This window comes from Arsukibacterium tuosuense (assembly GCF_900215315.1).
GTDB classification, from domain to species: Bacteria; Pseudomonadota; Gammaproteobacteria; order Enterobacterales; family Alteromonadaceae; genus Alishewanella; species Alishewanella tuosuense.
In genome coordinates, this window is the sequence record NZ_OBEB01000001.1 from 444,829 (window position 1) to 471,226 (window position 26,398).

Sequence of the window (26,398 nt, forward strand, 5' to 3'; positions counted from 1 at the left end):
ACATTCCGTTTTCTAATTTTGTGATAGTTGAACAAGCGTATTACCACTGTTGACAGCCAACCGCCCTGCCCTGACCGCCTTACCCAACCGGATAAAACCAGGCGTTTATAATCAAGCCAGCTTGTACTTCATATACTACCACGACGTCATAAGGCTGTTCGGCCATGCCGTATACCCTTTCGTGGTCTACTACTTTATTGCCAACCACCATTCTGTCTAGAACCTCGGCGCGTAAAGCAGCGATGGTAAAGCGCTCGGTTTGGTAGAAAGCAGTCAGTGCCTCGCGGCCAACCAGTGATGGTGTGGTGGCAGGCATGCGATAAATGGCGATGTCGTCATGGTAGCAAGCGATAAAGGCGGCTAAATCTTTGGCGTTATAGGCGTCGAGCTGGCGCTGCACCGGTATGGCGGCTTGTGTGTCCTGCATGCTGTACTACCCTTAGCTTATGTTTTTGGCATGTTAAACGCTTATTCTGCCAGTTTTACTTCGTAATTATCCTTAATTTACAAAAAAATGTCCGTATAGCAATTTTGTTGCATCCGATGCAGGTAGTCAGTCGTAGCTTGAGGTGCAGTTACGTTCTGAGTTCTTCGTAATGAACTCTTTTTTTAATAACAGGAGTTTTACTATGAAAAAATTAGTTTATCTCGCACTTCCCCTGTTTGTTCTCAGCGGTTGTTTTGATGGCTCAGATGATGACGATGTGGTTGTTGTTGAGCCACCACCGGTGTTTACCGCATCTCAAACTTTTAATGTCAGTTTATCTGGCATGCAGCAGGTTCCTAACGTTGATTCGGCACAGATGGCAACGGCCACGGTCGAGCTTGATGATGATTTGATGCAAATTCGTGCTTCCGTCGATTTATCGGACGTTGAAAATGTTGAAGCGGCGCATATTCATGATGGTGACTTAGGCTTTAACGGCGAGGTTGCCTTTGAATTTACCGCCGGCAACGATGGCGTTTACAGTATTGCTGAAACGGATATTTCTGAAGAATTGATGGCCGATTTACAAAACGGTGAATGGTACATCAATGTCCATACTACCGAGTACCCGGACGGTGAAATCCGCGGCCAGATAGTGAATGAAGACACGGTAATTGTCACGTTCCCGCTGTCGGGCCAGCAAGAAGTACCGGCCGTAATGACCAGTGCCAGTGGTTTTGCTTATGCCGCTGTCGATAAAACTGACTACGAGCTTACCCTTACCGTGCGGACCATGGGTGTTGATGATGCCGAAATGGCCCATATTCATACCGGCCGGGTTGGTAAAAACGGCGATGTACTGGTGGCACTTGAGCAGTATGAAGATGAAGCCGGTGTCTGGGTCATTCCGGCTGACACCATGATTGATCAGGCCACCTTTGAGGTGCTTGCCGGCGGCGGTCACTATGTTAATGTTCATACCCCGGAAAATCCGTCAGGCGAACTGAGAGGCCAGATTTTAACCGATAACTTTGTGCTTGCCACCTTCGATTTATCAGGCATGCAGGAAGTGCCAATGGTTGATACCCAGGCGTCGGGTGATGGTTATGCCCTGGTTAATACCGACGACTACATGGTTGAAGTCGTGGCGGTAACCACTGGCGTCGACTTTGCCACTATGGCCCATATTCATACCGGCCGGATTGGTAACAATGGTGACGTGCTGGTGGGCCTGGTGCAATCTGCCGATGATATGGGTACCTGGATGACCCCGGAAGACACCCAGATTGATGAAGAAACTTTTGCAGTGCTGGCCTCAGGCGGCCATTACGTCAATATTCATACTCCGGAGAATCCGGGTGGTGAGTTGCGGGGCCAGATCCTGACTGACAACTTTGCCCTGGCTACTTTTGATTTAAGTGGTGCGCAGGAAGTCCCTGCTGTAACCACTATGGCCTCGGGTGAAGGCTACGCCCTGGTTAACACCGACACATTTGCGGTGGAGTTAGTGGCGCTGACTGAAGGCGTAGATGACGCCACTATGGCGCATATTCATACCGGCCGGGTGGGTGAAAATGGTGACGTACTAGTTGCGCTGGAGCAAGATATGGCTGAGCCGGGCAAATGGGTAACCCCCGCCGATGCTATGCTTGATGCTGACATCTTTGCTGTGCTTGCCTCTGGCGGTCACTATGTCAATGTGCATACGCCTGCCAACCCTGGTGGTGAATTGCGTGGCCAAATCTTAACCGATAACTTTGTGTTAGCAACGTTTGCGCTGAGTGGCTCACAGGAAGTCCCAGCAGTAACCACCGCAGCGTCGGGTACAGGTTATGCCTTAGTTAACACTGCTGACTTCGGTATTGAGCTGACCGTACTGACTGAAGGTGTGGATGATGCCACCATGGCGCATATTCATACCGGCCGGATTGGCGTAAACGGTGATGTGCTGGTGGGGCTGGAACAAGATGCCGACGATGCCGGTAAATGGATGACCCCGGCTGACACCGCAATAAATGCAGAAATACTGGCGGTGCTGGCCTCAGGTGGTCACTACGTTAATGTTCATACCCCTGCTAACCCAGGTGGTGAGCTGCGTGGTCAGATTGTCTCCAGCGATCAGTACGCCTTAATCACCTTCCCGCTATCGGGTGCTCAGGAAGTACCTGCTGTTGATACCACCGCAATGGGTGATGGCTATGCGCTGGTTGGTTTAAGTGACTTCCGCCTGGAATTGCAGGTACTGACTTCGGGTGTTGAAGATGCCACTATGGCGCATATTCACACCGGTATGGCCGGTGAAAACGGACCGGTACTGCTTGGGCTGGAGCAAGATGCTGATGATGTAAACCGTTGGATGGCGCCAGCAGATGCAGCGTTAACCCAAAGCATCTTTGAAGTACTGGCAGCCGGTGGTCATTACGTTAATGTCCACACCCCGGAATTCCCGGGTGGTGAAATAAGAGGGCAGATTGAGTAGCGCCCTGCTACTTAAGTTGTTTAGCTAAAGCAAAACAGGTCAGTTGCAAAACTGACCTGTTTTATTTTGTATAACCTGCTTTTAAAGTGATTTAGTCATAAAAATACTATTCGGGTCTTCCGGGTAATCGGCGAACGGGCCGCAATACTTAAAACCGGCGCTTTGGTACAAGGTGCGGGCTGGCAGGAAAAAATCCATAGAGCCGGTTTCCAGATAAAGCTGGGTAATGGCACTCTGGCGGGCTTGTTCCATCAGAAACTGCAATAAAGCACGGCCAACGCCATGCCCCCGCGCTTCTGGCGCGGTGCGCATCGACTTTATTTCCGCCATTGTTGGGGTATGCTGCTTTAGCGCCACACAACCCACTAAGGTATCGTCCTGCCAGGCACTCCAGAAGCGAATATCCTGCGCCCGCAATTTGCTGATATCCAGTGCATGAACGCTTTCAGCTGGTGAGGTAGCATACATATCGTCTAAATGGCCTTGTAGCAGTGCGATAACAGCTGGCGATTCCAGCATACCGGCAATAATTTGCAGCATGCTCTACCTCACTGTCAAATCAAACACCGCATCGACAGTGCTGTTAAAGGTAACTGTTGCCTGTAAATAGCGGCCCGGGGCAGCATCAGCGGCGCCTAGTCTGGAGCCGGTTACCATTATCCGCTCGTAGCCACCCTGCTGGCGCTGGGCGTTAGCGTTAATGCTGTAAATTTTGCCCAGTTCAGCGTCAAAGGCGCTGGCCAGGGCCGCAGCGTTAGCTTTGGCATTGTCTACCGCCATTGCCGTGACTTTTTTACGCATTTCTTCGGTGTTTGATGACCGCAACTGAATGTTTTTCACTTCGCTGATTTCTACTTTTAAACCAAAGTTAATCAGCTCGTTTAGCTGGTCGATATTTGTCAGCTCTACCTGAACTGAGCGACTGGCGCGATAACCCGCTAATTGCTGTTCATTATCCCGGGTGTAAATGTACTGCGGCTCAGTCAGCAGGTTAGAGGCAGTCACGCCTTCTGTTGTTACCGCAAAATCATCCAGTCCGTCCAGAAACTGGTTTACCCGCTCATCCACGTCAGCCTTCGCTGCTAAAGCTGTAGGCTGCATGCTGGACACCTCAAATGAAATTACCGCAATATCCGGAGTCGTCGTTAATTCTGCGCTGCCCTGCACCGCAATATGCCGCGTGTTGGGTAAACCCGAGTTAGCTATTACCGGCAATGACAACAGTAAAAGCAAGCTAATACAAAGTGTTTTCATAATATGTCCTTATTAATGCGGTTGGGAAATACTGTTGTGTCAGACAGCAAATGGGCTTGCACACAGTTTGTAACTTAGCTTTGACAGCATGGATAAAAAATTAGTGACCGACAACATTTTTTCCCTGCAAATCTTTTTAAAATCCTGTATATTGTCGCACTATTTTCAAACCCTAGCTTATTGAGATTACTATGTCAGCAGATTTATCCCTATACAGAAACATTGGTATCTTCGCCCACGTTGATGCCGGCAAAACCACTACTACCGAGCGTATCCTGAAACTGACCGGTAAAATCCATAAGTTGGGTGAAGTTCACGAAGGTGAATCAACTACCGACTTTATGGAACAGGAAGCTGAGCGCGGCATAACTATCCAGTCAGCAGCGGTTAGCTGTTTCTGGAAAGGCTACCGTTTCAACGTAATCGATACCCCGGGCCACGTTGACTTCACTGTTGAAGTATACCGTTCATTAAAAGTACTGGACGGCGGTGTGGGTGTATTCTGTGGTTCTGGCGGTGTTGAACCTCAGTCAGAAACCAACTGGCGCTATGCTAACGATGCTGAAGTATCACGTCTGATCTTCGTTAACAAACTGGACCGGATTGGTGCTGACTTTATCCGTGTAACTGAACAGGTTAAGAAAGTACTGGGTGCAAACCCGTTGATCATGGTGCTACCTATTGGCCGTGAAGATACCTTTAAAGGTGTGGTAGACCTGTTAACCCAGAAAGCGTACATCTGGGATGAAACCGGCCAACCAGAAAACTACGAAGTAACAGACGTACCAGCTGATATGGCTGATGACGTTGAAATGTACCGTACTCAGTTAATCGAAACGGCATTAGAGCAGGATGACGACCTGTTAATGGCATACATGGATGGCGAAGAACCGTCTATTGATGACATTAAGCGTTGTATCCGTAAAGGTTGTCGTGACCTGGCTTTCTTCCCGACTTACTGTGGTTCAGCCTTTAAAAACAAAGGTATGCAATTACTGTTAGATGCTGTTGTTGAATACTTACCGTCACCAACTGAAGTTATTCCACAGCCACTGACCGACGAAGAAGGTAATGAAAACGGCCAGCATGCTATCGTTTCTGCTGATGAGCCTTTCCGTGCCTTAGCGTTTAAAATCATGGATGACCGTTTCGGCGCCCTGACCTTTATCCGTATCTATTCTGGTGTGCTGAACAAGGGTGATACCATCCTTAACTCATTCACTGGCAAAACCGAGCGTATCGGCCGTATGGTTGAAATGTACGCCAATGACCGTATCGATTTAACCACTGCTCAGGCCGGTGACATCATCGCCCTGGTTGGTATGAAGAATAACACCCAGACCGGTCACACCCTGTGTGATCCTAAGCATCCTTGTACTCTTGAGCCAATGGTATTCCCTGAGCCGGTAATTTCGATCTCTGTGACGCCTAAAGACAAAGGTTCAGTTGAGAAAATGGGTATCGCTATCGGTAAGATGGTTGCTGAAGATCCAACTTTCCGGGTTGAAACCGATGTTGACTCAGGTGAAACCATCCTCAAAGGTATGGGTGAATTACACTTAGACATTAAAGTAGACATTCTGAAGCGTACTTACGGCGTAGAACTAGTTGTAGGCCAGCCACAGGTTGCTTACCGCGAAACCATTACCCGTGAAGTTGAAGACAGCTACACCCACAAGAAACAATCTGGTGGTTCAGGTCAGTTCGGTAAAATTGATTACCGTATTCGTCCGGGCGAACAGAATTCTGGCTTCACTTTTAAATCAACTGTTGTTGGTGGTAGTGTTCCAAAAGAATTTATGCCTGCTATCGAGAAAGGTTTTCAGTCAATGATGTCAACCGGTACCTTGGCTGGCTTCCCGGTATTAGACGTGGAAATTGAAGTATTTGACGGTGGCTTCCACGCGGTTGACTCATCAGCTATCGCGTTTGAAATCGCAGCTAAAGGCGCTTTCCGTCAGTCAATTCCAAAAGCTGGCGCGCAACTGCTTGAGCCGATCATGAAAGTTGACGTATTTACTCCTGAAGATCACGTTGGTGATGTTATTGGTGACTTAAACCGTCGTCGTGGCATGATCTCTGGTCAGGAAGCGGGCGTAACTGGCGTTCGGATTAAAGCTGATGTGCCATTATCAGAAATGTTTGGTTACATCAGTAGCCTACGTACTATGACTTCTGGTCGTGGTCAGTTCTCTATGGAGTTCTCGCACTACTCACCGTGCCCGGCTAACGTAGCAGAAACAGTTATCGCTAAAGAAAAAGAAAAGAAAGCTGCCGCTGCTAAAAACTAAGCAGTAAGCATTTTTTTAAAAGCCCCGCCCGTGCAAACCGGCGGGGCTTTTTGTTTTACATATGAATTAAATAGTAACAGGAGTATGGTACAGGTACCGCAATTGGCCCTATGGCACATGCCTTGCTACAGTTAATGACTTAACTAAACGACAAAAGCGCATTGCTGCACTGCGCAGGACAAGGAGTTGCCGATGAGCGTAACCAGTTTTACCCAGGGCGGCTATCCGCTGACTGCTGACTGTTTTGATGAGCTGGTCAGTGCTAATGGCAGTATTCGCCGCCCCGCTGTTGCCATTGCCCGCTTTATTGATAAACATGGCGCCAGCGAGCTCACACACAGACAAAGCCAGATTAATCAAACAATTAGTGACATGGGCGTCTGTTTTACCCTGTACGCTGACGGCGATAATATTGACCGGGCCTGGCCATTAGACGTGATGCCACGCACCATACCCAGTAGTGAGTGGCAGCATACCAGTGCGGGTTTAAAGCAGCGGCTACGTGCGCTTAATCTGTTTATAGATGACTTATATAACGAGCAGAAAATTCTGAAACAGGGGATTGTCCCGGCAGAACTGGTGCTGCAATCCCGGAATTATCTGCAACCCTGTCAGGGTGTTTCGCCCCGTTTTAAAGCATGGGCGAACATTTGTGGCACTGATTTAGTGCGTGATGGCAGCGGCAAGTTTCTGGTGCTCGAAGATAACTTACGGGTGCCATCGGGCGTGTCTTATATGCTGGAAAACCGCACCGTAATGAAACGGGTATTTCCGGAATTGTTTGCCGATTCGACTATTTTTCCGGTTGATGATTATCCGCATCAGCTGTGGCAGATGCTGGCATCATTATCACCACGCGATGGTGATGTACCCTGCATCGTGCTGCTCACACCGGGTATTTACAACTCTGCCTATTTTGAGCATACCTTTCTGGCCCAGCAGATGGGGATTGCGCTGGCAGAAAACCACGACCTGTATGTGGAAGATGACGTAGTCTGGCTGAAAACCCTGCGCGGTAAACGCCGGGTAGATGTTATTTACCGCCGGATAGACGATGTGTTTATTGACCCGCTGGCGTTCAGGCCTGACTCGGTGCTTGGCATTCCTGGTCTTATCAAAGCCTGGGCCAAAGGCAACGTGTCTATTGCGAATGCCCCCGGGTCCGGCGTGGCTGACGACAAAGTGATTTACGCTTTTGTGCCGCAAATTATTGAATATTATCTGGGCGAACAACCGCTGCTGGATAATGTTGAAACCTTTTTGTGTCTTGACCCTAAACAGAAAAGCTATGTGCTGGCCAATCTCGACAAACTGGTAGTGAAACCGGCCAATGAGTCTGGCGGATACGGTATTTTAATCGGGCCGCGCTCAACATTGGCCGAGCAACAGCAAATGGCTGAGGCCATTGCAGCCAACCCCCGTAACTTTATTGCCCAGCCGACGTTAAATTTATCGACTGCACCAACCTTGTGCGGCGAGGTGTTAGAGCCACGTCACCTCGACTTACGACCGTTTATTCTGCAAGGCAGAGAGTTGTACTGTACCACTGGTGGCTTAAGCCGGGTGGCCCTGACCCGGGGGTCCTTAGTGGTTAATTCATCCCAAGGCGGTGGCAGCAAAGACACCTGGATCATCAACGATGAGGTTTAAACTATGTTATTAAAATCCGTTGAACATATTTTCTGGCTGGGTCGTTATCTGGAGCGGCTGGACAATACTGCCCGTCTGGTCAACGCCACCAGCCATCTGCTGATTGACAGCCACAAAGACACCAAATTCAGCTGGCCGGTGCTGCTGGATGTAATGGGTCTGAACAGCGCAGAGGCACTGGATACTTATCATCTGCCGGCCGACGCAAAACCGGAGCAATCCAGTATCGAAAACGCGGTAATGGCGCATTTAATCAGTAACAAAGACAGCACGGTGTCGATTCGCTACACCTGCAGCCAGTTAAAATTTAATGCCCGCACCATCCGCCAGCTTATTCCTCGGGATATGTGGGAAGAGTTAAATAAACTGGACTTATTTTTACAACAACACTGTCAGCAACTGCAAGGCAGGCAACATCGCTACAATCTGATGACCGAAGTCAGCCGGCGCTGTCAGATGGTGGTTGGAGTGCTGGACGGCGTAATGTTACGTGGCGATGCCTTTGATTTGTTTAACAGTGGCCGATTGCTGGAGCGGGCTGATATGACCACCCGCATTATGGACGTGCTGGTACTGCAGCAACTGCAACCCACTCAGATTAAGCGGCCAAAGTTTCGCTGGACCTCAATTCTTAACGCCTTAGGTGGCATCGAGTCTTATCATTATTATGTGGCTGAACAAAGCGGTGATGTCGATGCCATAGACTATCTGCTAACCTATGCTGATTTTCCGCGGTCTATTGCCTATTGTTTAAACCGGGTAGCAGCCTCGGCCAGAGGTTTACCGCACAGCAACGCTATTTTACAGCAGGTCCATGCATTGCAGGCACTGCTGAAAGAGCAGCCGCTGACTGATTTATCGACCGAACAACTGCATGTATTGATTGATCAGATCCAGGCCGGCATTATTCACTTGCATCAGGTGATTGTTGAGCCCGACAATAGCCAGCAAAGTCAGCAGCTTTCAGCCTGAACCAGCAAAACACAGGATCCTTATGTCCCTGAACACCGGGCAGCCGGGCTACAGCGAGCAACAACACTGGCAAACGCTACCGCAATGGCAGACCCTGCAACAATGGTGGCAAAAGCAAGACGATCGTCAGCTCAGCCAGTTACATAGCGAACTACAGCATCAACTGCGGGAAAATGGCGCAGCAGTTGACCCCTGGCATACGTCAGCACGGCAACTGGACCTGTTGCCCTGGCTGATTGACGATAAACAGTGGCAGAAGCTCGATACGGGGCTGGCGCAGCGCCACCGGCTGCTTAATGCCATGCTTGCTGACTTATATGGCCCGCAACAGTTGCTGCAGCAGGGTATTGTCCCGGCCGATGTCATTTATCTGAATGCGGAGTTTCTGCTACCCTGTGCCAACTTATCCCAACCGTATCCGTGGTTATCGCTGCTGGCATGCGATGTCGGTCGGGACAGCAACGGCCAGTTCTGCGTATACAATGATGTCAGCCAGGTGCCGGCCGGCCTTGGCCATGTGCTGGAGCATCGGCTGGCATTTAACAACACCACTACCGAACTGAACAATCAGATAAAAAAAACTCAGTTAGCCGGCTTTTTCAGGCAGTTACAACAGTTGCTGCAACAACCGGCAGCAGACAATAACCAGCAACAACTGGCGGCGTTGCTGACCCATCAGAAGCGTGATACCGCCTATTTTGAGCACGCCTTTTTAGCAAATTATCTGGATATTGCGCTGGTACATGGCGCAGATTTAATGTTTAAAAATGGTCAGTTGTGGCTAAAAACCCTAAGTGGCCTGCAACCGCTGCACAGTGTATTACGTTATCTGGATGACAACAGTTGTGATCCACTGGAGCTGGCACCTGCCAGCAGCGGTTGCGCCGGCTTACTGCAAAGTATCCGCCATAACCAGCTGTTTTGCGCCAACCCGCCGGGCACCGGATTACTGGAATCGGGAGCGCTGTTACCTTTTATGGCCGAAGCCTGTCAATTTCTGTTGGCTGAACCGCTGCAACTGAGCACAGTGCCTACCCTGTGGTGTGGCAAGTCAGAGGCGCTGGCGTTACTGCAGCAGCAGCCTGAACGTTATTGTTTGCAGCATTTAACCAGTAACCAGCAGTTTTTGCCGGCGACGCTCAATACTGACCAACTTAGTGACTTGTGGCAACAAATTGAGCAACAACCTCAGGCTTATATTGCCCGGGAAATGTTGCCGTTAAGCCAATTATCCTGTTGGTCTGCTAACAGCGGCTTGCAGCAGCAGGCCGGTACGCTGCGGCTATTCAGCCTGCAGGACCAGAAAAGCGATAAGCCCGAGGTGCTACCCGGCGCACTGGGACGGACCAATGTTAATCCGCTTTGGCTGCAAAGCGGTCTGCGAGAGGGGTTTAATCAGCAGTTTAATGCTAAGGATGTCTGGGTACTGGCGGAAAAAGCCCACAGCAGCAGCTTGTTACAAAGTGCCGGCAACCGCTTTACCTTGTCACGCCAGGCCGGTTTGCTACCCAGCAGGGTGGCGGATCACTTATTCTGGCTGGGCCGGTATAATGAACGTTTAAACCTGATTTGCCGGGCATTACGGGCCGCTTTACCGCTGCTAAGTGGCGATGACCCTGAGCAGGGCCAACATGATGCCAGAACCCTGTTACGCTTTTGCCTGCAGGCAAGTGGCGCGACACCAGAACCGGATGACGACATATCCCTGTTGCTAAACCCGCTGTTTTCAGCGGATAACCCACATGGGCTGGTGGCCATTTTAAAAAACCTGCTGTTTAACGCCCAGTCAGTTCGCGAGTACTTTAGTGAAGACACCTGGTACGTGCTGGACAGACTGCAAAGCGCAGTTTATAACTGGCCGGCAAAGCCCGACTGGCAACATCCGGCTGTGTTGTTGCGTAGCATGGATGAGATTATATTACTGCAAACAGCCATTTACGGCATTAATAACGAAACCATGAGCCGCACCCACAGTTTGCGCTTTATGGACCTTGGCCAGCATCTGGAACGGGCACTGCAAACCAGCGGCCTGCTGCATTCGGTGTTTTGTCAGACCACCCCAGGCGCCAGTCTGCTCGAAGCTCTGTTGCGAATGGCAGATACCCTGCTCACGTATCGCCGGCGTTACCACAGCGCGCTGCATCCGGTGCCGGTAATGGATTTGCTGCTACTCGATGACAGCACCCCGCGCTCGGTTGCTTACCAGTGCACAATATTGTTGCATCAGGTGAAAAAACTGCCGCCGCAGCAATTTTCAGCGGGCGCTTCAATACAGCGACCGGGTAATGAAAGTCAGCTGGCCGGTGAGTTGCTGGCATTGTTACAGCAAACCGACCCCCGACAGCTATTTGATGGCCAGCAGCAGGCACAGCCTGAACTCGGTCAACTGCTGTTACAATTGCAGTTAAGGCTGCGCCAGTTGTCAGACAGCATTACCCTGTCCTACTTCAGCCATGTCGACCTACATAACCAGTGGCAGCGTTTCTGATATGAAATACAGCTTGCGTCATCTTACCCGTTACAGTTACCCGCAACCGGTTGCCAACAGCTATAATCTGGCCTGCGTTACCCCGCGCCAGCTGCCCTATCAACAGGTGCTGCAAACCCGGCTTGAGGTGCTACCCCTGCCCTCTGAAATGCAGCAGCGGTCCGACTATTTTGGTAACACTCAGCATTTTATCCATCTGCAAAGCCCACATCAGCAACTCAGCGTCACCGCTGACAGTATTGTTACCGTGCAACCAAGGCACAATGTGCTGAAAATTCAGGATGCGGTCAGCCTGAACCAGTTGCAAAGTCACATGGCCACGCAGCATGATCCGGCTACCCTGCAGGCCAAACTTTGCTTACATGCCAGTCAGCTTATTCCACTGCTGCCCCAAGCCAAAGCATTAATAACGCCGTTACTAAGCGAAGGCCAGAATGTGCTGCAGCTGGCGCAGGCGTTAAATGATTTTATTTTTAATGAGTTTCAGTACGACCCGGAATTCAGCACGGTGGTTACGCCACTAACTGACGTGATAAGCCACAGGCGCGGGGTGTGTCAGGATTTTGCGCAGCTGGCGATAAGCTGTTTGCGGTGTGTGGGCATTCCGGCTCGCTATGTCAGTGGTTATCTGGAAACCCGGCCGCCGGAGGGACAACCGAGACTGGTGGGTGCAGATGCCTCCCATGCCTGGTTTGCCGTATTTGACCCGACCCTCGGCTGGATAGATTTTGATCCGACCAATAACCTGCTGGCCGATGAGCAACATCTTACCGTGGCATTTGGCCGGGATTATGCTGATGTAGTGCCATTGAAAGGCTTACTGCAGGGCAATGGCGAGCACACCCTGACAGTAGCCGTCGACGTAGCACCGCTGGCCGATTAGCAAGCGATGGCGCTGTTAATGCTTCAGAATGACATAAAGCGCATGGATAATGCCGGGTATAAAGCCCAGCAGGGTCAGTAAAATACTCAGCCAGAAGTGACCTTTTAAACCGACTTCCAGAAATACTCCGAGTGGCGGCAGAATAATAGCAAACAGTATTTTAATAGGGTCAGTTGCTGTAACAGCCATAAAAATCTCCTTTGGTTCAGATTAACTCCGTTTAACAAAGCAGGAACCATGCCGACCAGGAAATAAGTCATAACTTATTGATATTGTTTAATATTAAAAGCCAAAAAGCGAGCAGGCATCGGTAAAAATAGCATCAGATAACAGCAGACCAGTAAAATTTACCGGCTAAAGCGTCGGGTCAGTGTTGACTGCCCTGCCAGTTAGCCAGCGATACCCTAACCAGGCAGCAGCCAGCAGATATGGCAGGCCGCCGGGAACCCACATCAGTAAACCGGCCAGTTGCTGGTCCGCTAACTGATGCTCCGGGTAATACAGTAAGGTATCAGCAAATGTCAGCAGTGCCCCCAGAAAACCGGTATGCATCAGGGTAAACAATAGCGCCAGCAAAGCCCAGCTGCGGGAGCGCTCGCTGCAGTTGAGCACTGCCCACCACAGAATGACAGCGCTGAAGATAAAACAAAAATGCTCAACTAAATGCCACCATGGGTGCTCCAGCGCCAACACATAAAAACGGGGCGTATGCCAGAACCAGACCATAGCCGCATGCAGATAGGCCAGGCTCAGCGGAAATGCAGTCAGCTTCAGCAGGGGTTGCCATACCAGCCGGCCCCAGTGGCCGCTGGCAGCAGCAAATTGCGCTAATGGCATACTAAGTGCCCACATTGGCGTTATTACCACCATAAACAGCATATGCTGGATCATATGGGCACTGGCACTGGTTTCAGCCAACTCATCCAGCGGCCCGATCACAGCAATTGCGCATAACACACAGCTGCTATGAAATAACAGCGCCCGCCACCGTTGCGGCGGCCTTTTTATACTGCCGACCACATAAAACAACCAGAATAATGCCAGCAGCAATACCGCTACCAACGCGGCCCAGAAAGTCGCACCGTCGCTTTGCAATGGGTTATGCGCCTGCAATGGCAAGCTGGTACTGCCCAGTAACAACGCAACCAACCTGAAAACAATGTGTTTTGGGTTCAACTGCATGGGCTGAACACCAGAACAGGCAGGCCGCCGGCCAGCGTAGCAACGGCTGCAGCCAGATATAACACTGTGCTGACATAGCCGGTAAAATGCTTTACGCCAGCGTCTTGATGTTTTGCCCGGCGCTGTAGCAGACAGTAGCGGCCACAGCGCCAGGCCAGCAGCAGTAACAACGCCACAACTAACAACGTTAAGCCAAATAAACCGCCATTCAGCCAGGTAAAGGGGCTGTGCAGAGTTGCCGGCGGGGCCAACTGACACACCACCGACAAACCGGCATACATGGCGATAAACCAGATGCTCCAGATAATCAGGCCCACGACCAGCTGAGCCGGATGGCCCGGATCTGACCAACCGGCCTTTTGTCTGCGCTGAGAGCTCATGCCAGTGCTTTTCACTTAAGCGCCCCCCAGCCAAGCGGTAACAGAAAAAACAATGCCACACTGAGCCAGTACACCGCCAGATAGTAAAACCATAACGGTTTAACTACTTGCGGCTCATACGGCAACCTGGCACTGACATAGCCGCGGGCCACCCGGATCGCCTGCAGCGCTGTTAACACTATTGCAAGCGCGGCATGGCCTAACAAATATAATAAAATAACCTGTAATACCGCGTCGTGGGCGCTGTTCGAATAATCCAGCGGTGCCATCATAAATAGCGCCAGAACCATAAAAAAATGCAATACGCCACAAGCAGCGCTAAACCATAACTGGCGTTGCAGGTTGCTATCATGCCCTTCAGCCAGACGCTGACACAAGCGTTGAAACAACCATACTGCAATACAGACGGGTATACCGGATAGCAACAACAGCCACAGCGGCAAAGGCCCCTGATCCGGCGCTGACCACTGTGGCGCGGCGGTCCACAAATAAAACCAGCCAAATAACAGCGACATATACAGCGCACCATTGGCCAGCAGCGTGACAATCATGCCCCAGCGACCGGGCCCGTCAGTGGTGCGCGACTCCGGCAATAACGGTTGCTCACTGGTCGGCTGTAATGCCTGTAATGGCGCCGCCGCCGGATGACCGCCATTCTCCCAACTCCAGCGCAGTAGCAGCACAACGCTAACAATAAATGCCAGTAAAGCAAACGGGTACCAGCGGCTGAGCAGGCTGATACAAACCACAGCCAGTGCCAGCGCACTGTACAGCGGCCACCAGGAATTACCGGGTAACTGCAAAATCTTCTGTAATTGGGCACTTACCGGCGAGGTACCCAGGGTTTCACGCAGGCCGCTGTCGGCATTGGCAAGCCCTTCCCGGCCGCTGGCTATCCGCTGCGCCAGCTGCGGATCCTGCCATAATGGCTGACGGCTGCTAACTGTTGGTATGCTGGCAAAATTATACTGGGCCGGTGGCATATCGAGCGCCCATTCCAGCGTATCAGCCTGCCAGGGGTTGGCTGCGGCGTGTTTACCAAACCAGAAATGCAGTAATAAATCCAGCAGCACCAGCGCCACCCCAATGGCCATAATAAAGCCACCAATCGACGATAACAGGTTCAGGCTATCCCAACCTATTCCGGCTTCATAAGTGTAAACCCGGCGCGGCATGCCAAGTAAGCCAGTCAGATGCATTAATAAAAAGGTCAGGTTAAAGCCGCCAAAGGTCAGCCAGAAGCCCCAGCGGCCAATTAGCGCTGACGGCATTCTGCCTGAAACCAGCGGTAACCAGTAATACAGGCCCGCTATCAAAGGAAAGAACATGCCGCCAACCAATACATAATGCATGTGGGCCACCACAAAGTGGGTATCATGTACCTGCCAGTTAAACGGCACCAGCGCCAACATCACTCCGGTCAGGCCGCCACAGACAAAGATCACCAGAAAGCCGCTTATCCACAACATCGGCAGGCGGAATACCACCTTGCCCCGCCATAGCGTGGCCAGCCAGGCAAATACCTGAATTGCGGTAGGGATGGCGACCAGCATACTGGCAACCGAGAAAAAGGCCTGGGCAAGTTGCGGAATACCGACAGTAAACATGTGGTGCACCCACAGCCCGAAGCTGATAAAGCCGGTTAAGATAATAGCAATTACCACCCAGCGGTAACCGACTATAGGCCGGCCGCTGAACACTGGTATCAGCGTAGAGACAATGCCGGCTGCCGGCAGAAAAATAATGTAAACCTCCGGGTGGCCAAACAACCAGAATAAATGCTGCCACAATAACGGATCGCCCCCTGCTGCCACAGTAAAAAACGGCATACCGGCAGCACGCTCCAGTTCCAGCAGAATACTGGCCAGAATGAGTGGTGGAAAGCCAAATACGATCATCAGTGCCATGACCAGGATGTACCAGCAGAATAATGGCATCCGGCTCAGGGTCATCCCCGGAGCCCGGCTGCACAGAATAGACACCGTCAGTTCGATACCGGCGGCCATCGCCGATATTTCAACAAAGGTAATACCCAGTAACCAGAAATCAGAGCCAGGTCCGGGTGAAAACTCACTGCTACTAAGGGGCGTATACATAAACCAGCCGGAATCTGGGGCAATGCCCAGCAGCAGGCTGGCCATAATAATAATGCCGCCAAACAGGTAGCAGTAGTAGCCCAGGGCACTGATCCGCGGGAATACCAAATCGCGGGCACCGATCATTTTCGGGATCAAATAAATTGCCAGCCCTTCCAGTACCGGAATGGCAAACAGAAACATCATCACACTGCCGTGCATGGTAAACAGCTGGCTGTAGGTTTCAGCACTGATAATATCCTGCTCTGGCAGTGCCAGCTGAGTTCGTAACAGCATCGCCAGCACACCGCCCACCAGGAAAAACAGCATACCGGTAACCATAAAACGCAAACCAATAGTGCCGTGGTTTACTGCCGCCAGACTGCCCCAGCCGGGTAAATTAGCCCAGACCTGGGCCAACTGCTGTTTAAAAACAGCTGGCGATACGCCAGACTCGTGCTCAGTCATCAGCGTCACCTCCGCCAGCAGCCGCGCTTGCAACAGTCTGCTGCGCCAGCAAGTTGGCAAAATCTTCAGGCTGATGCGCCGTTACCGTAAATTGCATATGAGCATGGCCCAGGCCACAGTATTCAGCGCACTGGCCACGATATACACCCGCTGTCGACGCTTCCAGCCGCAGGACATTGGTGCGCCCGGGTAACATGTCCAGTTTTACGCCAAGCCGCGGTACCCAGAACGAATGAATAACATCGGCGCTGGTTAAATGCAGATGCACCACAGTATTAACCGGAATATGCAGCTCGTCTGTCAGCCGCCAGTTGTAGCCCGGATACTCAACCTGCCAATACCACTGATGGCCGGTCACCTTAATCTGGATGGCGTTGTCGTCCTGTAATGGCATCATCCGTTGCCCTATCGGTATGCCAATGATCAATAATATGGCAATGCTGAGCACCGGTAAGGCCAGCCCGCCCCAGATAATCCAGCCACTGACCCCGGTCACCGGCTGATCGGGCGCCCGCCGTTTTATCGCGTAGTGCCAGAGCAGCACAACAATCAGCAGAACCAAAGAGAAAAAGCCAAACATTAGCCACCACAACAGTGCCACGTCGGCTGCTGCCGGCCCCTGAGGATCCAGACTGGAGAACGGCGCGCTGCAGCCATTCAGACTTAGCAGCAGGATAGCGGGCCGGAACACTGCTACACTACTGCTGAATAACGTCCGAAAAGTACTTATCACGCTTCGCTGAGGTAGCAGATGTCGATGGAACCCATCACCAGCCAGATTAAAGTATTTGGCCACCCTATTCACCCCGGGCTTATTCATTTCCCGGTGGCCGCCTTGCTGGGATTGATTGCGACCGATTTGGCCTTTATGTACAGTACCGACCCGTTCTGGGCCCGCGCCAGTTTGTGGCTGGCAGGGGTGGGTGCAGTAGGTGGCTGGCTGGCCAGTATAGCGGGCCTGATGGATTTGTTGCTGGTAAGCCAGATAAGACGACTTGTCAGCGGTTGGTGCCACGCTATTCTGGCGGTAATGCTGCTGTCGCTGGCCACCTTTAACTGGCTGCTGCGATTGCCCGATGCTGCCGCGCAAATCATGCCAAAGGGCCTGTATTTGTCGCTGCTTAGCGGCCTGCTGATCGTCGCTACCGGCTACCTTGGTGGCCGGTTGGTTTATGAATATGCGGTTGGGGTTAATATTGACGATATGCTGCAACAGGATGCGAAACCTTGAGCTGACCGCATGCAGATTTAGGCGAATCATGATGCAAACCACCGTAACGCGTCCAGCTGTGGCTTCAGTAACACCAGCACAATAATACTTAACAGCAGCACGAGTACGATACTTAATACAGCCTGACATTTGCCAGCTATGCCGCTGGCCTCTGGTCGCTGACTATATAAAATCAGTAAGCCGGCGAGGACATGGCAGATAACCAGAGCGGTTACCAGGGTAAGTTTTAATAACAGCCAGCTACTGAAATTACTGCTAAAAGCAAAAATAGCAGTACCGGATATAATAGCGACCAGCCCTGCAGGACTGGCAAGCCGGGTAAACCATACCCGCTCCAGCGTATCTACTTTACTGCCGGTTTGCAGGCCCGCGCCAGTACGGGACATCAGTACTAATAAAATACACAGCGCCGCTGCCCAGGTTACCAGGCTCGCAATATGCAAAAACAACAACCAGACCATCAACCTATTCCATTAGCTGCAGGCAAAATAAGCAGAACCGCAGATAAAATGTTAATCAGATGAATATTTTAGTTTATGCAGTTAACTGTAGCAGACAAAATAACAAGCGCAGCCCGACGGCCAAAAAACTTTAGCCGCCGGTTTAAGACCCTGGCAATAATTGCCGAAACGGCAACGCCGGATAAACAACCCGATTAGCTGTTTTGAATTTTAAAAACGCTGCAATACAGGACCGGCAAAAACAGCAGTGTCAGTAATGTGGCAAAGCCCAGCCCAAACATGATAACTACCGCCAGACTGGCGAAAAATACGTCACCCAGTAACGGTATCATCCCCAGAATGGTGGTAATGGCCGCCATCGCGACCGGCCTTACCCGGCTGACCGCGCTGTCAAATACGGCATCAAACGCCGCCTTGCCTTCGCTTAGCTCCAGCTTGATTTGTTCGACCAGCACAATACAGTTTTTAATCAGCATGCCGGACAAACTTAAAAAACCCAGCAGAGCAATAAAACCGAAGGGCGCATCTAACAGCAATAAACCAAAACTGACGCCAATAATAGCCAGTGGCACACAGGCCCAGATCACCAACGCGCTGCGCAGCGAATTAAACAGCAGCACAGTTACCACAAACATCATCAGATAACCAAGCGGCAACGAGCTGAACAATGCCTGCTGGGCTTTTTGCTGTGCTTCAAACTCGCCACCCCAACTGAGGAAATATCCGGTAGGTAACACAATAGCTTCAATCTGTGCCTGCACTCTGGCCTGTAAGGCTGAGGCAGTGTCATCAGTCAGGTTGTTGTGATCAGCCATAACGGTAATGGTTCGCTTGCGATCACGTCGCTGTATTTGCGCATCTTCCCACACCAGGTCAAAACCGGTAACCACCTGGGTTATTGGTACATAGCGCTGCAGTTTATTGCTGTATACCTGCAAATCATACAGGGCATCCAGGTTGTCACGTTCAGCCAGCGGCGAACGGGCTACAATAGGCAGTAAATGAGTACCGTCGCGATAAATGCCGACAGTACGGCCAGCCATACTGGTTAGCAGGACCTCGTCGATATCCTGTTTGCTGATCCCCGCCCGGCGAGCCATTGCCTCGTTAAAGCGGGGCCGGATCACTTTCGCCCGCTCGCGCCAGTTATCCCTGACACTGACCGCCTGGCCATCAGAGAGCAATATTGTTTTAGCCTGCTCTGCTAATTTTCGCAGCACATCCGGATCACCACCACTGAACCGGGCTTCAATTTTTGCCGGAGTAGAAGGCCCTACTTCCAGTCGCAATAATTTATGCTGCACTCTGGGCAACTGCTCAGTGATGTAATCGCGGCTTTGTTGCATAAGTTGTGGCAACTGTTCACGCTGCTCTGCCCGGACAATAAGCTGACTGTACGCGGCAAAATTTTTCTCCGGCTGATAGGTCAGCATAAAGCGCTCGGCACCGCGACCACTGGTGCTTGTGACATGGCTCACCCCATCCAGCGTGGTCAGGTAATTCATCAGCTGTACTGCATCTTCACTGGCGTGGCGAATATCTGTGCCCTCTGGTTGCCACAGGTCAACCAGAAATATCGGGGTGTTCGATGGTGGGAAAAACACCTGTTTTACGTTACCAAAACCAATTACAGCCGCCACCAGCAGCACTGCAGTCAGCAGATAGGTGCTCAGCCGGTGGCGCAGGGCCAGTCGCAGCGTTTTGCGGTACAGGTTAAAAATAGCCCCCTGATATAACTGTTCCGGTTCATTGGCGGCTGCCTGCATTTTGTCTTTAAACAGGATGCTGGCGAAAAAAGGCGTCAGGGTAATAGCCGTTACCCAGCTCAGCAGCAATGAGACAAGCAATACCCAGAACAGGCTGCCGGCAAACTCACCGGTAGCATCGCTGGACAAACCAATGGGTGCAAACGCCGCTATAGCAATAACGGTCGCCCCTAATAGCGGCCACTGCGTTTGCTTAACGATTAAACTGGCGGCATCTGCCAGTTTCAACCGGCGCTGCATCCCTATCAGAATACCTTCGGTAATCACTATGGCGTTATCGACCAGCATACCAAGGGCAATAATCAGCGCGCCAAGCGATACCCGTTGTAGCTCAATATTCATTTGCTGCATAAAAATAAAGGTACCCAGTACCGTCAACAGCAAGATAACCCCGATTAAAATGCCGCTGCGAAGCCCCATAAACAGCAGCAACACCACAATAACAATAGCCACGGCTGCGGCCAGGTTGATAATAAAACCGCTGACTGAATGGGCGACTTCGTCCGGCTGGTTGTAAATAGTGTTAAGGGTTATTCCCACCGGTTTGTTATATTCCAGCTCCGCCAGACGTTGCCGCACCTGGTCCCCCGCTTCCACCACATTAACACCACCGGAGAAAGATACCCCTAGCGTCAGAGCCGTCTGGCCATTAAAACGAATAAGCTGATTGGGTACCTCGGCATTTTCACGATAAACCCGCGCCACATCGCCCAGATAGATTAATTCTGTTGAATCAGGACTGGAAATAATCAGGTTCTCCAGCTCCGCCACCGATTCAAATTCTCCGGTAGGATATATTCGTAACCGATCCGGTCCCACTTTGATAGAGCCGGCGTTAGCGACCATATTCTGGCTTTGCAGTAAAGCAGATAAGGTTTGCGGCGCAATGCCCAGCGCCGTTAACCGCGGCCGTGAAATTTCGACAATAACCTGTTCCTGCTGCACGCCGCCCACAGCAACTTTACCGACACTGGGCACTAGCACCAGCTCCCGGCGCAGGAAGTCGACATAGTCGCGCAGCTCATCCTCACTGTAGCCATCACCGGTTATTGCATACAAAATGCCGTAAACGTCGCCGAAATCATCCTTAACCTGGGGGCTTTTTACGCCGGGTGGTAACTGCGGTTGTAAGTCATTAACTTTGTGACGTAGTTCATCCCAGATTTGTTTCAGCTCTTTCGCCCGATAGGTATCTTTCATTTCTATCATTAGTTGCGATAGCCCTGCCGACGAGACCGAACTGACATGATTTACATAGGGTAATTGCTGGATAGCGTTTTCCAGTGGGTAGCTTACTTCTTCTTCCACCTGCACAGGCGATGCGCCAGGATACTGGGTAATGATCAGCGCTTGCTTTAAGGTAAATTGCGGATCTTCTAACCGGCCAAGGCCAAGATAAGAGACGACACCACCGAACAATAAAATTGCCGCAAACAACCAGGATGAAGTGCGATAACGAATAAAATAGCGGGCCAGATCCATTATTACAGCCCCCGCTCACGCACCCATGGCCGCACCTGCTGGCCTTCACTAAGATGATGCACACCGGCAATGACAATTTGCTCATCCAGCGCCAGACCTGAGGTTATGGCAGCGCCGGCACTGGTCAAGCTGCTGACAGTAATTTCGCGCCGCTGAACCTGCCCGGTGTCGGGGTTATAAACCCAGACATAGCTTTGCTGGCTGTCTAATGTGGCATCGTCAGGCAGAAAAATAGCGCTGGCCGGAATAAATAACGCATCGACATAGGCGGCATTAATTTTACTGACTTCGGCGATAACATTGGCTGTCATACCAGAGAGCACGTTAAACTCGGTTGGTGTCGCCATACTGAACACTACTTTAAAACTGTTGGTAGCCGGATCGGCGCGGGTATCCCATTCACGAATGCGGGCCCGGTAACGATACATCGGGTGTGAGTCGAACACGACTTCCGGCTGGTAATCAAAATCTTTACGGACATTTGAAATCACGTCTTCCGGCACCTGAATCACTACATCTACCTGGTCCCGTACCTGCAACTCCATTATCGGTTGCTGGGCGGCGATGTTTTCATGATTATCTACCAACAGCCGGGAAATAATACCGGCAAAAGGTGCTTGCAAGCGGGTGTAACTAAGTGCGGTTTCAGCAGTAGATAAATCTGCCTGAGCAACCTGTAGTTGAGCTTTTGCCTCATCAAACACTGCTTGCGACACTAACTTTTGGGCAATGAGTTGTTCTGCCCGGACAAATTGGGTCTGCGCCAGGTCGTAGCGTGCCCGCGCCTGATCCAGTTTCAGCTTAAAGTCTGTATCGTCCAGCCTGGCCAGTAACTCCCCTTTCTGAACCTGCTGCCCGGGCCGGGCCATTAACTGTACTAACTTGCCACTAACCCTGAAAGTTAAGTTGGCCCGCACTGTCGGCTCAACCACGGCTGGAAACTGGCGCACTGCGCCGCCACCATCACTGCCAACCTGATGCAATTTTACCGGACGAATTAACGGCTCAGGGTTACCAGCTGCAGGTTCGCTGCAGCCCGACACCAACAATCCACAGCACAGTAATAGTAATAAGCTTGAAAAACGGCGCATAGTAATCTTCCTGAAAGCTGACAAAACCAAGGTAGAAATGACCGATCAGCCACTAATCACAGCTAATCACATCTGACCAGTAAAGCGTATTAAACATCAAAAGCCAGTGCTTAACAGCAAGTTTTTTTGTCTCAGATTAAATTTCCAGTAATGCCTGCTTTAACTGATGCAATTCATCCCGCAAGGCTGCGGCCTGCTCAAACTCCAGATCTTTAGCATGCTGCAGCATTTTTTGTTCCAGTTGCTTCATTTGCGCCTGCAGCTGGTAAGGCGTTTTGCCTTTAATCAGCTTAACCTGCTCGGCCACTTTACGCAGTGCAGTTGGCGCCGTAGGAGCCTGGCCTAAATCCATTACATCCGATATCTTTTTACGAATTGCAGTGGGCTCGATTCCCTGTTTTAAATTGTGGGCAATTTGTTTGGCGCGCCGCCGCTCAGTCTCATCAATGGCCCGTTGCATTGAACCGGTGATCCGGTCAGCATACAGAATCGCTTTACCTTTCAGGTTACGGGCAGCGCGACCCATAGTCTGAATAAGCGAGCGGTCAGAGCGCAGAAACCCTTCTTTATCCGCGTCAAGAATGGCAACCAGCGACACCTCCGGAATATCCAGACCTTCCCGCAGTAAATTAATGCCGACTAACACATCAAATACGCCAAGACGTAAATCCCGGATAATCTCCATTCGTTCCACGGTATCGATGTCTGAGTGCAGATAACGCACCCGGATCTGATGATCGTTCAGATATTCGGTTAAATCTTCCGCCATTTTTTTGGTCAGGGTAGTAACCAGTACCCGCTCACCTAATTCCGCCCGGGCCAATGCCTCAGACATTAAGTCATCAACCTGAGTGGCGACCGGCCTTATTTCAATGACCGGATCCACTAAACCAGTCGGTCGCACCACCTGCTCAATAACTTCGCCGCCCGATTTTTCCAGCTCATATTTGGCCGGGGTGGCCGAGACATAAACCCGCTGCGGCGCAATTGCTTCAAACTCATCAAATTTTAACGGCCGGTTATCCAGCGCCGATGGCAACCTGAAGCCATAATTCACCAGATTCTCTTTGCGAGAGCGATCGCCTTTATACATAGCACCAATTTGCGAAACGGTGACATGTGACTCATCAATAAACATCAGGCCATCGGCCGGAAAATAATCCAGTAAGGTCGGCGGCGGCTCGCCATTCGCCCGACCCGACAGATAGCGGGAATAGTTCTCAATGCCCGAGCAGTAACCCAGTTCCACCATCATCTCGATATCGAACTGGGTGCGCTGGGCGATGCGCTGCTCTTCCAGCAACTTATTATCACTGAGTAAATCGGCGCGGCGGGACGCCAGTTCGGTTTTGATATTTTCAACCGCAGCCAGAATTTTCTCCCGCGGCGTAACATAGTGGGTTTTCGGATAAATCGTATAACGGGTTACGGTCTGCTCGACCGCGCCGGTTAACGGGTCAAAAATACTGATCCGTTCAATTTCTTCGTCAAACAGCTCTACTCTTACCGCCAGCTCGTCCGATTCTGCCGGAAAAATATCAATCACATCGCCCCTGACCCGATACGTCGCACGCTGAAACTCAATATCATTGCGGCTGTATTGCAGTTCGGCCAGCCGGCGCAGAATAAAACGCTGGTCAACAATGTCACCCACTTTTAAATGCAGCAACATTTTCATATAGGATTCAGGGTCGCCCAAACCATAAATCGCCGACACTGAGGCAATGATAACCACATCGCGTCGCTCCATCAGCGCTTTGGTGGCGGATAAACGCATTTGCTCAATATGTTCATTAATTGAGGCATCTTTCTCAATAAAAGTATCGGTAGAGGGCACATAAGCTTCAGGCTGATAATAATCGTAGTAAGACACGAAATACTCGACTGAATTGTGCGGAAAAAACTCTTTCATCTCACCGTACAGCTGCGCTGCCAGGGTTTTATTGTGTGCCATAATCAGGGTTGGCCGGTTTACCCGGGCAATGACATTGGCCATGGTGAAGGTTTTACCCGACCCGGTTACCCCAAGTAATGTCTGGTGAGCCAGACCGGCCTCAAGGCCATCAACCAGCTTAGTAATCGCTTCAGGTTGATCTCCTGCAGGCTGATAATCGGATACCAGTTCAAACGGACGGGTCATGCTGACTCCTTTAATTTAAATAAGCTGACCCGGTTAAACCAGCTATAAGCAATGGCTGCAGTAAAAACGTTGGCAACAACACAGCCGGCAAAGACTCCCAGCACACCAAAAAACTTACCGCCCGCCCAGGCCAGTGGTACATAAAAAACAAACAAACGAATTAAACTAAGCCACAGGGCGTTAGCCGGCATATGCAGGGCATTAAAAGAAGAATTGGTCAGTATTGTAATGCCTTGCAAACCATAGGCTAAAGGTACTATCCACAAAAACCAACGGATATATCGGGCGACATCCGGATCTTCAGTAAACATCGCAGCGATTGGCCAGGCCAGAGCGGCCAACAGCAGATACACAGCAAATTGCCAGCGAATAATAAAAAATGTGCTCAGCCGATACGCCTGTTGTACCCGCTGTAATTTATCGGCGCCGAAGTTCTGACTGACGAAGGGCGGCAACGTCATTGATAATGCCAGTACCACTAATGACGCCAGACTCTCCAGCCTGGCGCCAACGCCAAAAGCTGCGACAGCAGCAGCGCCGTAACTTGCCATAATGGCGGTTAAAATCGCCATCGCCAACGGCGTTAACATATTAGCACCGGCAGCAGGCATACCAATTCGCAGAATTTTACGATAAATGGGTAGCGCAATGGTAAAGGGTTGCCAAACCGCAATAAGCAAGCCACGTTTAAACAACAACCAGATTATCAGGCCACAGCCAAGCGCCCATGACAGCACCGACGCCAGAGCAGCCCCTTGCATGCCCATTGCCGGTATCGGACCGATGCCAAAAATGAATACCGGGTCTAAAATAGCGTTAACGACCCCGCCAGAGGCCATAATCAAACTGGGGGTTTTGGTATCACCGGATGCCCTGAGCACAGCATTCCCCACCATCGGCATTACCAGCAGCACGGCGCCGGCAAACCAGATCAGCATATAGTCATGAATATAGCCAAGTGTCGCCCCACCGGCCCCCAGCAACCGGAACATCGGGTTGATCAGCGCCATGCCGAGCAGGCTCAGTGCAAGCACCAAATAGGTTGCCAGCCATAAAGCAGCAAGCGAATCTGCCTGCGCTTCTTTATTGTGTCCGGCGCCGAGCGCCTTAGCAATAACAGCTGAAGTGCCGATACTAAGACCAATTGCCAGACTTATTACCGTAAAGGAAACCGGAAAAGTAAAGCTGATAGCAGCAAGGGGTGTGGTGCCCAGCATACTGATAAAAAAGGTGTCGACCAGATTGAAGGTCATTAAGGTAAGCATACCGGCCAGAACCGGTACTGTCATACTGCGCAAGGTAAGACCAATATTGCCCTGTAAAATTTGGTTGGCTGGCGGCGCCTGGTTACTCATACATCCGGCCTGCTGAAGAATAAGCCGCTATTGTAGTGAAAAGCGCTGATCCATACCATGGTAAAGCCTTAAAAAGCGTAGCATTAGTAAAAACCTCTGCGGATAAACGGGCTAGTACGACAAATAGTTCACAATTCGGCCCCTGCTTATTTTATGCCACTTTGGATTACTTTAAGGGAAATGAATTCTTGCCACGATTTTATTAAGCGATTGTTTTTATTGGATAATATTTTTTTCACTTTGCTGCTTGACCACCTTGAAAGGCAGAGAACACAAGGCTTAGCCACCCAAAATACAGAGTAACACACAGACTTATCCACAAC

At 50.9% G+C, this 26,398-nt stretch carries 20 protein-coding genes; 7 read left to right on the forward strand and 13 right to left on the reverse strand.

The window, feature by feature from the left end; genetic code table 11:
* Positions 1-79: 79 nt before the first annotated feature.
* Positions 80-427: a nuclear transport factor 2 family protein gene (locus CRO03_RS02065; RefSeq protein ID WP_097109900.1), complete on the reverse strand. Its 348-nt coding sequence runs from the start codon at positions 425-427 to the stop codon at positions 80-82.
* 202 nt (positions 428-629) lie between these two features.
* On the opposite strand from CRO03_RS02065, the gene CRO03_RS02070 reads away from it, so the two are divergent.
* Complete coding sequence (locus CRO03_RS02070) at positions 630-2,906, forward strand: CHRD domain-containing protein (protein WP_097109901.1); 2,277 nt, start codon at positions 630-632, stop codon at positions 2,904-2,906.
* Between the two features lie 81 nt (positions 2,907-2,987).
* Here the strand turns inward: CRO03_RS02070 and CRO03_RS02075 are convergent, their stop codons facing one another.
* Both CRO03_RS02075 and CRO03_RS02080 read right to left on the reverse strand, forming a co-directional pair.
* On the reverse strand, positions 2,988-3,446 hold the full coding sequence (locus CRO03_RS02075; protein ID WP_097109902.1) for a GNAT family N-acetyltransferase: 459 nt from the start codon (positions 3,444-3,446) through the stop codon (positions 2,988-2,990).
* Positions 3,447-3,449: 3 nt separating this feature from the next.
* A complete protein-coding gene (locus tag CRO03_RS02080) occupies positions 3,450-4,160 on the reverse strand; it encodes an SIMPL domain-containing protein (protein ID WP_097109903.1) in 711 nt (236 codons plus the stop codon).
* 185 nt (positions 4,161-4,345) lie between these two features.
* On the opposite strand from CRO03_RS02080, the gene fusA reads away from it, so the two are divergent.
* The 5 genes from fusA to CRO03_RS02105 all read left to right on the forward strand — a co-directional run bounded on the left by fusA (position 4,346) and on the right by CRO03_RS02105 (position 12,444).
* Complete coding sequence (fusA, locus tag CRO03_RS02085) at positions 4,346-6,451, forward strand: elongation factor G (protein WP_425426973.1); 2,106 nt, start codon at positions 4,346-4,348, stop codon at positions 6,449-6,451.
* 192 nt (positions 6,452-6,643) lie between these two features.
* A complete protein-coding gene (locus tag CRO03_RS02090; RefSeq protein WP_097109905.1) occupies positions 6,644-8,101 on the forward strand; it encodes a circularly permuted type 2 ATP-grasp protein in 1,458 nt (485 codons plus the stop codon).
* 3 nt (positions 8,102-8,104) lie between these two features.
* On the forward strand, positions 8,105-9,073 hold the full coding sequence (locus CRO03_RS02095; protein ID WP_097109906.1) for an alpha-E domain-containing protein: 969 nt from the start codon (positions 8,105-8,107) through the stop codon (positions 9,071-9,073).
* 22 nt (positions 9,074-9,095) lie between these two features.
* On the forward strand, positions 9,096-11,561 hold the full coding sequence (locus CRO03_RS02100; protein WP_097109907.1) for a circularly permuted type 2 ATP-grasp protein: 2,466 nt from the start codon (positions 9,096-9,098) through the stop codon (positions 11,559-11,561).
* A gap of 1 nt (position 11,562) precedes the next feature.
* Complete coding sequence (locus CRO03_RS02105) at positions 11,563-12,444, forward strand: transglutaminase family protein (protein WP_097109908.1); 882 nt, start codon at positions 11,563-11,565, stop codon at positions 12,442-12,444.
* A 15-nt stretch (positions 12,445-12,459) separates the two neighbouring features.
* On the opposite strand, the gene CRO03_RS02110 is transcribed toward CRO03_RS02105, so the two are convergent.
* From CRO03_RS02110 to coxB, 5 genes are all read right to left on the reverse strand, one after another.
* Complete coding sequence (locus CRO03_RS02110; protein ID WP_097109909.1) at positions 12,460-12,633, reverse strand: YqaE/Pmp3 family membrane protein; 174 nt, start codon at positions 12,631-12,633, stop codon at positions 12,460-12,462.
* A 165-nt stretch (positions 12,634-12,798) separates the two neighbouring features.
* The gene (locus CRO03_RS02115) at positions 12,799-13,626 is read right to left on the reverse strand and encodes a cytochrome c oxidase assembly protein (protein ID WP_097109910.1); all 828 of its coding nucleotides are present in this window, start codon (positions 13,624-13,626) and stop codon (positions 12,799-12,801) included.
* Positions 13,617-14,006, reverse strand: coding sequence for a hypothetical protein (locus CRO03_RS02120; RefSeq protein WP_097109911.1), 390 nt, complete (start codon positions 14,004-14,006; stop codon positions 13,617-13,619). Before CRO03_RS02120 ends, CRO03_RS02115 begins: the two co-directional genes overlap by 10 nt.
* An 11-nt stretch (positions 14,007-14,017) precedes the next feature.
* Positions 14,018-16,549: a cytochrome c oxidase subunit I gene (ctaD, locus tag CRO03_RS02125; protein WP_097110368.1), complete on the reverse strand. Its 2,532-nt coding sequence runs from the start codon at positions 16,547-16,549 to the stop codon at positions 14,018-14,020.
* Positions 16,542-17,282 carry a cytochrome c oxidase subunit II gene (gene coxB, locus CRO03_RS02130; RefSeq protein WP_245861392.1) on the reverse strand — a complete coding sequence of 247 codons (741 nt, stop codon included), beginning with the start codon at positions 17,280-17,282 and terminating at the stop codon, positions 16,542-16,544. The genes ctaD and coxB overlap by 8 nt, the downstream gene beginning before the upstream one ends.
* Positions 17,283-17,300: 18 nt before the next feature.
* On the opposite strand from coxB, the gene CRO03_RS02135 reads away from it, so the two are divergent.
* Complete coding sequence (locus CRO03_RS02135; RefSeq protein ID WP_097109913.1) at positions 17,301-17,780, forward strand: DUF2231 domain-containing protein; 480 nt, start codon at positions 17,301-17,303, stop codon at positions 17,778-17,780.
* 26 nt (positions 17,781-17,806) lie between these two features.
* Here CRO03_RS02135 and CRO03_RS02140 read toward each other — a convergent pair whose 3' ends face one another.
* The 5 genes from CRO03_RS02140 to CRO03_RS02160 all read right to left on the reverse strand — a co-directional run bounded on the left by CRO03_RS02140 (position 17,807) and on the right by CRO03_RS02160 (position 26,075).
* A complete protein-coding gene (locus CRO03_RS02140) occupies positions 17,807-18,241 on the reverse strand; it encodes a CopD family protein (RefSeq protein WP_097109914.1) in 435 nt (144 codons plus the stop codon).
* A gap of 194 nt (positions 18,242-18,435) precedes the next feature.
* Complete coding sequence (locus tag CRO03_RS02145) at positions 18,436-21,489, reverse strand: efflux RND transporter permease subunit (RefSeq protein ID WP_097109915.1); 3,054 nt, start codon at positions 21,487-21,489, stop codon at positions 18,436-18,438.
* A 2-nt stretch (positions 21,490-21,491) separates the two neighbouring features.
* On the reverse strand, positions 21,492-22,580 hold the full coding sequence (locus CRO03_RS02150; protein ID WP_097109916.1) for an efflux RND transporter periplasmic adaptor subunit: 1,089 nt from the start codon (positions 22,578-22,580) through the stop codon (positions 21,492-21,494).
* A 136-nt stretch (positions 22,581-22,716) separates the two neighbouring features.
* A complete protein-coding gene (gene uvrB / locus CRO03_RS02155) occupies positions 22,717-24,720 on the reverse strand; it encodes an excinuclease ABC subunit UvrB (protein ID WP_097109917.1) in 2,004 nt (667 codons plus the stop codon).
* On the reverse strand, positions 24,717-26,075 hold the full coding sequence (locus CRO03_RS02160) for an MATE family efflux transporter (RefSeq protein ID WP_097109918.1): 1,359 nt from the start codon (positions 26,073-26,075) through the stop codon (positions 24,717-24,719). The genes uvrB and CRO03_RS02160 overlap by 4 nt, the downstream gene beginning before the upstream one ends.
* Positions 26,076-26,398 lie beyond the last annotated feature (323 nt).

Bases quoted from the DNA above. Each gene is read 5' to 3' on its own strand.
- CRO03_RS02150 (WP_097109916.1), bottom strand. From the start codon at position 22,580: ATGCGCCGTTTTTCAAGCTTATTACTATTACTGTGCTGTGGATTGTTG.
- CRO03_RS02160 (WP_097109918.1), bottom strand. From the start codon at position 26,075: ATGAGTAACCAGGCGCCGCCAGCCAACCAAATTTTACAGGGCAATATT.
- CRO03_RS02090 (WP_097109905.1), top strand. From the start codon at position 6,644: ATGAGCGTAACCAGTTTTACCCAGGGCGGCTATCCGCTGACTGCTGAC.
- CRO03_RS02115 (WP_097109910.1), bottom strand. From the start codon at position 13,626: ATGCAGTTGAACCCAAAACACATTGTTTTCAGGTTGGTTGCGTTGTTA.
- CRO03_RS02145 (WP_097109915.1), bottom strand. From the start codon at position 21,489: ATGGATCTGGCCCGCTATTTTATTCGTTATCGCACTTCATCCTGGTTG.
- CRO03_RS02140 (WP_097109914.1), bottom strand. From the start codon at position 18,241: ATGGTCTGGTTGTTGTTTTTGCATATTGCGAGCCTGGTAACCTGGGCA.
- CRO03_RS02110 (WP_097109909.1), bottom strand. From the start codon at position 12,633: ATGGCTGTTACAGCAACTGACCCTATTAAAATACTGTTTGCTATTATT.
- CRO03_RS02100 (WP_097109907.1), top strand. From the start codon at position 9,096: ATGTCCCTGAACACCGGGCAGCCGGGCTACAGCGAGCAACAACACTGG.
- CRO03_RS02105 (WP_097109908.1), top strand. From the start codon at position 11,563: ATGAAATACAGCTTGCGTCATCTTACCCGTTACAGTTACCCGCAACCG.
- uvrB (WP_097109917.1), bottom strand. From the start codon at position 24,720: ATGACCCGTCCGTTTGAACTGGTATCCGATTATCAGCCTGCAGGAGAT.
- CRO03_RS02080 (WP_097109903.1), bottom strand. From the start codon at position 4,160: ATGAAAACACTTTGTATTAGCTTGCTTTTACTGTTGTCATTGCCGGTA.
- ctaD (WP_097110368.1), bottom strand. From the start codon at position 16,549: ATGACTGAGCACGAGTCTGGCGTATCGCCAGCTGTTTTTAAACAGCAG.
- CRO03_RS02135 (WP_097109913.1), top strand. From the start codon at position 17,301: ATGTCGATGGAACCCATCACCAGCCAGATTAAAGTATTTGGCCACCCT.
- CRO03_RS02065 (WP_097109900.1), bottom strand. From the start codon at position 427: ATGCAGGACACACAAGCCGCCATACCGGTGCAGCGCCAGCTCGACGCC.
- CRO03_RS02075 (WP_097109902.1), bottom strand. From the start codon at position 3,446: ATGCTGCAAATTATTGCCGGTATGCTGGAATCGCCAGCTGTTATCGCA.
- CRO03_RS02120 (WP_097109911.1), bottom strand. From the start codon at position 14,006: ATGAGCTCTCAGCGCAGACAAAAGGCCGGTTGGTCAGATCCGGGCCAT.
- CRO03_RS02095 (WP_097109906.1), top strand. From the start codon at position 8,105: ATGTTATTAAAATCCGTTGAACATATTTTCTGGCTGGGTCGTTATCTG.
- CRO03_RS02070 (WP_097109901.1), top strand. From the start codon at position 630: ATGAAAAAATTAGTTTATCTCGCACTTCCCCTGTTTGTTCTCAGCGGT.